The sequence below is a fragment of the Alphaproteobacteria bacterium genome, from assembly GCA_024244705.1.
Classification (GTDB): domain Bacteria; phylum Pseudomonadota; class Alphaproteobacteria; order JAAEOK01; family JAAEOK01; genus JAAEOK01.
The window spans coordinates 1-8,009 of record JAAEOK010000022.1 but is presented as its reverse complement, the minus strand read 5'-3'; the positions used below and the strand labels follow the sequence as shown (position 1 = coordinate 8,009).

6 protein-coding genes are annotated in these 8,009 nt (G+C 60.6%); 1 reads left to right on the top strand and 5 read right to left on the bottom strand.

Annotation, left to right across the window (positions count from 1 at the left end; genetic code table 11):
* Window positions 1–237 precede the first annotated feature (237 nt).
* The 5 genes from ugpC to GY791_02030 form a co-directional block, all read right to left on the bottom strand.
* Window positions 238–1,329: a sn-glycerol-3-phosphate ABC transporter ATP-binding protein UgpC gene (gene ugpC, locus GY791_02050; GenBank protein MCP4327205.1), complete on the bottom strand. Its 1,092-nt coding sequence runs from the start codon at window positions 1,327–1,329 to the stop codon at window positions 238–240.
* Between the two features lie 16 nt (window positions 1,330–1,345).
* Entirely contained in the window at window positions 1,346–2,995 is a 1,650-nt protein-coding gene (locus tag GY791_02045) for a DUF3459 domain-containing protein (protein ID MCP4327204.1), read from the bottom strand.
* A 30-nt stretch (window positions 2,996–3,025) separates the two neighbouring features.
* A complete protein-coding gene (locus GY791_02040) occupies window positions 3,026–4,180 on the bottom strand; it encodes a carbohydrate ABC transporter permease (GenBank protein MCP4327203.1) in 1,155 nt (384 codons plus the stop codon).
* Window positions 4,181–4,192: 12 nt separating this feature from the next.
* On the bottom strand, window positions 4,193–5,173 hold the full coding sequence (locus GY791_02035) for a sugar ABC transporter permease (protein MCP4327202.1): 981 nt from the start codon (window positions 5,171–5,173) through the stop codon (window positions 4,193–4,195).
* A 67-nt stretch (window positions 5,174–5,240) separates the two neighbouring features.
* Window positions 5,241–6,590, bottom strand: a complete 1,350-nt coding sequence (locus GY791_02030) for a carbohydrate ABC transporter substrate-binding protein (protein ID MCP4327201.1) — start codon at window positions 6,588–6,590, stop codon at window positions 5,241–5,243.
* Window positions 6,591–6,844: 254 nt separating this feature from the next.
* Between GY791_02030 and GY791_02025 the strand changes: the two genes are divergently transcribed.
* Entirely contained in the window at window positions 6,845–7,873 is a 1,029-nt protein-coding gene (locus GY791_02025; protein MCP4327200.1) for a LacI family DNA-binding transcriptional regulator, read from the top strand.
* Window positions 7,874–8,009: the final 136 nt, after the last annotated feature.

The following is an 8,009-nucleotide window of genomic DNA, read 5'->3' as shown; positions in this document are numbered from 1 at the left end:
CACAGGATAAATCGCTGAAACTCAAACCGCCGCCAATAGCGGCCACCGATGAATTCGCTCTTGTCCACCTGAACTCTCAGCACGCCCAATCGACGTCCACATTCAACCGTCAAGCGTCGCGCTGTGAGAGAAGCGGGTTAGCCAGCAACAAAATGGGCTGCGCCGACACCGCAAACCTGAACGTCTACAGACCCTAGCCCTGCATGCTGCCACAGGCAGGCCGGTCGCGAAAGGAATTTACCGGTAGAGCAGTGATTTCTCGTCGTGGAAAACGTGCACCTTCTCAGGGGCCGCGGTCATTCTGACCATCTGCGTGCGCAGGCCCGAATGAATGCCCGGCAGTTTGCCAATCACCGGCGCGTTGCCGTCATTCGGATGGAAATAGAGCAAGGTCACCTCGCCCAGCGCTTCGGTAATGTTCACCTTGCCCTGGTAGACGTAGCTGTCCTCGCCGGCCGGCGTGAAGTCTTCGGGACGCACACCGATATTGACGCGCATGCCCTGGTCGTTGCCGTTGGTCGGCACGCTGCTCACGGCAATACCGCCGCCCTCCACCTTGATCTTGGTGCGCTCGCCGGTTTCGACGATCTCGCCGGGCAGCAGGTTCATCGCGGGTGAACCGATGAACTGCGCGACGAATTCGTTCTCCGGCTTTTCGTAGAGTTCGAGCGGCGTGCCGACCTGGGCGATACCCTTATTCGAGAGAACGACGATGCGGGAGGCCAATGTCATCGCTTCGACCTGATCGTGGGTCACATAGATCATTGTCGATTCGGGCATCGACTCTTTCAACTGCGCAATCTCGATCCGGGTGGCAACGCGCAGGGCGGCGTCGAGATTCGAGAGCGGTTCATCGAACAGATAAACCTTTGGGTCGCGGACAATCGAGCGGCCGATGGCCACACGCTGCCGCTGCCCCCCGGAAAGCGTCTTGGGAAGGCGGTCCAAATACTCATGGAGCTGTAGCACCTTGGCTGCGCGTTCAACCGCTTCGTCGATTTCCGGCTTCGACTTCTTGGCGAGCTTCAGCGCAAATGCCATGTTGTCGCGCACCGTCATGTGCGGATAGAGCGCATAGCTCTGGAACACCATCGCGATGCCGCGCTGCGCTGGCGGCACGTCGTTGACGACGACGTCGTCGATCTCGAGCGTACCGCCGCTGATCTTCTCGAGCCCTGCGATCATGCGCAGCAGAGTGCTCTTGCCGCAGCCGGAGGGCCCGACAAAGACGATCAGTTCGCCGGTGGTGATGTCGAGATTGATGTTCTTGAGGACATCGATGCCTCCGGCATAGGTTTTGGCGACATCCGTCAGCTTCAGATTGGCCATGATTTCCCTCCCAAAATTACGTTTGCAGTGCCAGGCAGGGCTGCCATGGACCGAGATGCACGGTGCCGTCCGCCGCAAGACCGGCACATCCAAGTTCGGCACCGATGGGCGCCCAGGAGCCGGACGGCAGTGCGTGTTCCGACGGCGTATCGCTCAAATTGAAGGCACAGAAGATTGTCTGGTTGCCGTTCGAGCGGGTGAAATGCACGACGTTGCCGGTCGCCTCGACACCGTCATGACTGCCCCTGATCAGGGCCGGATGGGCCTGGCGAAAGGCGATTGCGCGCCGGTAGTGATGGAGCATGGCGCCAGGATCGCTCTCCTGCAGGTCGGCCGCCAGCGGCAGATGCTCCTCGCCGACGGGAAGCCAGGGCCGGCCGGTCGAGAATCCGCCATTGGGAAAGGCATGCTCCCAAACCATCGGCGTACGACAGCCGTCGCGTCCCTTGTATTTTGGCCAGAATTCCTGCCCGTAAGGGTCCTGCAGATGTTCGAAATCGACCTCGGCTTCCCGGAAACCCAGCTCCTCGCCCTGATAGATGCAGACCGAGCCGCGCAGGCACATCAGCATGGTCGCGAACAGCCGCTGTGCCGCCGGGCTCAGGTCCCAGCGAGAGGTGTGCCGCATGACGTCGTGATTGGAGAAGGCCCAGCAGGCCCAGCCCGTCGAAGCCACGTCGTCGACCAACGCAAACACTTCGGACACGCGGGCCGCGGTCAATGGTTCCTGCGCCAGGAACTCGAAGGCGTAGCACATGTGCACGAAGTCGTCGCCGGCCGTGTACTGGCCGAGGATTTCCAGGCCTTTCTGCGCATCGCCGATCTCACCCAGCGAAATTGCTGCCGGATACTCCTCGAGCAGCGCCCGAAAGCGCCGCAGGAAATCGAGATTCTCCGGCTGGTTCTTCGAATAGATATGTTCCTGGTGATTGTAAGGATTGACCGAGGGGGCGATATTGGCGTTGCGCTTTTCCGGCGCCAGCGGCGGGTTGTCGCGCAGCTGCTTGTCGGCGAAGTAGAAGTTGATCGTGTCCAGGCGGAACCCGTCGACGCCGCGGTCGAGCCAGAACCGGGCAACGTCCAGCAGCGCGTCCTGGACCGCCGGTTCGTGCAAGTTGAGGTCCGGCTGCTCGACCAGGAAATTGTGCAGGTAGTACTGCTCGCGCCGGGCATCCCAGTGCCAGGCAGAGCCGCCGAATATCGACAGCCAGTTGTTGGGCGGCGTGCCGTCCGGTTTCGGATCGGACCAGACGTACCAGTCGGCCTTGCCATTCGTTCGGTCGGCGCGGTTCTCGCGGAACCACGGATGCTGGTCCGAGGTGTGGGACAGAACGAGGTCGATGATCACTTTCAGGCCGAGCTGATGCGCCGAGATGACGAGCCGGTCGAAATCGGCCAGCGTGCCGAAAATCGGGTCGACGTCGCAATAATCCGTGACGTCGTAGCCGAAATCCCTCATCGGCGACGGGAAGAACGGCGAAATCCAGATGCCGTCGACGCCCAGCGACGCGATGTGCGCCATCCGTTCCGCGATACCGGCGAGGTCGCCGATCCCGTCGCCGTTGCTGTCCTGGAAGCTGCGCGGATAGACCTGGTAGATCACCGCGCCGCGCCACCAGTCTTTCTGGGTGGCCGGGACGACAGACACTATGGATTGATCGATCATCGTCATGGGTCGGGTTTCAATACTCGATGTCTATTTGACCGAACCGGCGAGCAGTCCGCGCACCAGATAGCGCTGCATGGTGAAGAACACCGCCAGCGGCACGGCGATCGAAACGAAGGCAGCAGTTGCAAGGATGCCCCAGTCGCCGCCGCGCGAACCCAGCAGGTCGTCGGCGATCTTGACTGTCATCACCTTTGTCTCGTCGGACGACGGCAGGAACACCTTGGCCACCAGCAGATCGTTCCATGTCCACAGGAACTGGAAGATGGCGAAACTGGCGAGCGCCGGAAAGGACAGCGGCAGCACGATCTTGACGAAGACCTGGAAATCGGTCGCACCGTCTACCTTGGCGCTTTCGATGATGTCGCGCGGCAGGCCGACCATGTAGTTGCGCAGGAGATAGATCGCCAGCGGCATGCCGAACGCCGTATGTGCGAGCCATATCCCCATGAAGCTCTGCCCGATGCCGATCCTGTTGTGCAGGTTGAGAAGCGGCACCAACGCCAGTTGCAACGGCACGACCAGCAGGCCGACCACCGCGGCAATCAAGAGTCCGCGCGCCGGAAAATCCATCCACGCCAGGGCATAGGCCGCAAAGGCTGCGATCAGGATCGGTATGATGGTTGCCGGAATGGTCACCGTCAGCGTGTTGATGAAAGCCAGGTCCATATTGTCGGCCGTCAACACCGTTCGGTAATTGTCGAGCGTGAAATCGGGCGGCGTGTCGGCCTGAAAATAGACGCGCGGACCGCGTTTGGTGATCTCTTTCGGCGACGTCAGGACATAGTCGCCATTGGCGTCGACGGTCAGCGTTCGGCCGGCCTGGACCTCCGCGGTGGTTCCGACCGGGAATTCGCCCGGCGCTCGGCCTTTGCTGCCGAACGCCGTGATCCGGCTGTCGCCCGATTTGAAGCGGTCCGCCACGTCCGGATCGGCGAAGATGTTGCCCTTGAGAACCCAGACGCCGTTTTCTTCCTTCTGGGATTCCAGGTCGGCCCGGCCAGCCTCCGCCAGCGCCACCGAGAACGGCGCGCGCCACCAGCCCGATGCCGAGATCTGGTCGCGGTCGCGGAAGGACGAAACGAACAGTCCGACCGTCGGAATGAGCCAGATGATGACAATGGCGATCACCGAGACGTAGGTCACAATGGTCAGGCTTGATTTTTGTCCGGCAATGTTGTCCATGACCCGCCTCCCTCAGCGCATTTCTTTGCGTGCCTGGACGATGTTCCAGATCATCACAGGCATGACGATTATCATGATGATGAAGGCCACCGCGGTGGCGCGGCCATCGTCGCGGAACATGTAGGACATCATGTAGCTCGGCAGGATTTCGGTACCGAAATTGCCGCCGGTCATGGTGTAGACGATGTCGAACACCTTGAGCACGAGAATTGTCGTCGTCGTCCAGACCACGACGATCGTGCCCATGATCTGCGGAACCTTGATCTTGAAGAAGATCTGGAACGGATTGGCGCCGTCGATGATGGCGGCCTCGATGGTCTCTTCCGGAACGCCGCGCAGGGCAGCCGACAGGATGACCATGGCGAAGCCGGTCTGCGTCCAGATCAGGATGACCATCAGGAAGAAGTTGTTCCAGAACGGCACCTGCAGCATGTCCACCGGATCCTCTGCCCCGAAAACGGAGCGGATGGCGTTGATCAGGCCGATATCCGCATTGTTGGCGTAGACGAATTTCCAGATGAGCGACGCCCCGACGAAGCTGATCGCCATCGGCATGAAGATCATCGACTTGGCCAGATTGCCGCCGCGCATGCGGTCAGTGAGCTGCGCTGCCAGCAGGCCGGAAAAGGTCGCGGCCGCGGGAACGACCAGTGCCCAGAGCATGTTGTTGAAGAAGCTGCGACGGAATTCCGGTTCGCTGAACATGGAGATGTAGTTGCCGAAGCCGATGAACTCGTCGCCCTGGCGGTTGAACAGCGAACGGTAGGCCGATGCCACAACCGGATAGGCCAGGTAGAGCCCAAGCGCCACGATGGCCGGCAGCAGAAACAGCCACGGGCGCACCATGTTGGCCCGGTTGATGTTCCGGCCGGCATGCTCGCCCTTGGCCGGAAAGATCACCTTGTCGAGGACGAGGTTGGAAAAATAGAAATAGCCGACGCAACCGCCAACACCCGCCAAGATGGTGATGATACCCTGTAGGACCGGGTTCATGTGAACCTCCCCTTTTTGCCCGAAAGGGCGCGCGGCACCTTCTGCCGCGAACGCCCGGCAGTCCGCCCTACTGCATGGAGTTCCAGCGTTCCTGCACCGACTTGGCGACGTCACCGGCTTCTGCGCCGGATGTGTAGTCGACCATGCCGGTCCAGAAGGCGCCTGCGCCGATTTCACCCGGCATCAGGTCCGAACCGTCGAAACGGAATGTCGTGGCGTTGAGCAGAATGTCGCCGAGCGCCCGCAGGGTTTCGTTGGCATAGGCATCGCGGCTGACCCCCTTGTGCGGGGTCAGGAAACCGCCCTGGGCCATCCACACCTCATGAGCGATGGGCGTCTGGAGGAATTCGATGAATCCCCGGGCAATTGGCGTATCGTCCAGGATGCCGAACAGCGTGCCCGCACCGAGCACCGGCTTGCCGAGATCCTTGCTTTCGTAGGCCGGGAAATAGAAGAAATCCACGTCCGTACCCAGCTCCGTTCCCTCCGGGAAGAAGGTCGGAATGAACGTCGCCTGGTGATGCATGTAGCACTTCGGCGGCAGCTCGAAGAGACCGCCCGGGCTGTCGCGGAAATCCGTATTGGGGACCGCTTCCATACCGCCGGCGACATAGTCGTCGTTCTTGGCGAAATGGCCGAACTCCTCGATCGCCCCGACGATGCGCGGATCGTCGAATGGAATTTCGTTGGTCACCCACTGGTCGTAGACTTCCGGCGGCTGCGTGCGCAGCAGCATGTCTTCGACCCAGTCGGTGGCCGGCCAGCCGGTGGCGGCACCCGAACCCAGACCGATGCACCAGGGCGTGCCGCCGTCGGCGACGATCTGATCGGTCAGTTCCTTCAGCTCTTCCATGGACTCCGGCACTTCGTAGCCGTTTTCCTCGAACTGTTCGGGCACGTACCAGACCAGCGACTTGACGTCGATCTTGTAAGGGAACGCAAAGAACTGCTCATTGCCGTCGGCGCCCTTGTAGGAACCGAGATCGACCCAGGACAGACCGGCGGCATAGTTGTCACTGACCCAACCTGCGGCATCCGCGCCGAGCGGAGACAGAAAGCCCCGACCCGCCATATCGGCGGCGAGACCCGGCTGCGGGAAGACGGCAATATTCGGCGCCGAATTGGCCTGAGCGGAAATCACGATATCCTGCTCAAAGCTGTCGGATCCGGAATAGTCGACCTTGGCACCGGTCGCCTCCTCGAAATAGGCCAGCACGTTGCGGACGAGCTTGTCGTCCTCGCCGGTCCATGGGCCGGTCATGCTGAGCGTTTGCCCGGAATAGTCGTGGGCGGTGGCGTAGGTGTCGTAGCTTCCCCAATTGAAGGGGCCTTCTCCCGGCTTGAACAGGAGTTCCGCATTGGCGGCACCCGCCGTCAGGGCTATCGCCGCAACGCCGGCAAAAAACAGACTTTTCATGTGATCCTCCCAGGTTGAACGAGCGGCAGGCGGATTGCATGGATCCGCCTATGGCTCTAAATCAAAGCGCTTTGGATGTCTGCAACAATCGCTCACATCGGCGGGTTTGTCAAATTTGCATTCGATATTTCCTTCCAGCACTGTGAAAACAACCGATCGATGCGGGCCAACAGTTGCACTTGCCCCTTTGACGGACGATGCTTCCGGCACTATTATGCAAGAAAAATATAACCGCTTTGGAAGACGGGGAACCCATGAATCTTAAGGAGTTGTCGGAACATCTGGGCCTCTCCCAGACCACGGTCAGCCGAGCCTTGAACGGCTTTCCCGAGGTCAAGGAATCGACTCGACTGCGGGTGTTGGAGGCGGCCAAGAAACATAATTATTCACCCAATCTGCGCGCCAAGAACCTGGCAACGGGCCGAGCCATGGCCACCGGCCACGTCATCCCACTGTCGTCGAAGCACGAGATGGTCAATCCCATTTTCGGTGACTTCATCGCCGGTGCCGGCGAGGTCTATGCACGCAACGGCTACGAGATGATCCTGTCGATCGTCAACGACCGCGACGAGGCTTCCGTCTATCGCCAGCTGAAGGCCAAGGGCACCGTCGACGGGCTGATCGTTCACGGGCCGAGGATCAACGACAAGCGCATCGATCTGCTCCGGGAGATCGGTATCCCGTTTCTGGTGCACGGACGAGCGTCGGGCATCAACTCGCCCTATTCCTGGCTCGACGTCAACAATCGCAGCGCCTTCAACAGGGCGACGGATTTTCTGCTGGATCTGGGGCACAGCCGCGTAGCCCTGATCAATGGACTGGAAGCCATGGATTTCGCCTATCGGCGGCGCGACGGCTACGAGCAGTCGCTGCATGCCCGCGGCATCGAGCCGGATCCACAGCTCATGCGTTCCGACGAAATGACCGAGTTTTACGGCTACCGGTCGGCCCGCGAAATGATGGCGCTCGACGAGCCCCCCACAGCTTACCTTGTTTCTTCAATCATCGCAGCATTCGGAATACGCCGCGCCGTCGAAGAAGACGGCTTGCGCATCGGGCGCGACATTTCGATCATCACCTTCGACGACGCCCTGTCCTATATGAAGAACGGCGAGGACGTGCCGATCTTTACGGCAGCCCGTTCGTCCGTGCGCGACGCCGGCCGGCAGGCTGGCCAGATGTTGCTGGAACTGATTCGCAAGCCGGAGGCTGGCCCCCTCAACACCTTGCTTGAGGCGGAACTGATGGTCGGCACGTCCACGGGCCCGGTGCCGCGCGGTTAGCCCGGATTTCTCAAAGTAATGGGTGCATCGGCCCCAAGAATCTGAGAAAATTCTTTTGCAACAAAGATTTACCAGGTTCATGGACGGGGTCCGATGCAAACACACTGTATCCGCGAACAGTTAGAATTTGAAGGCT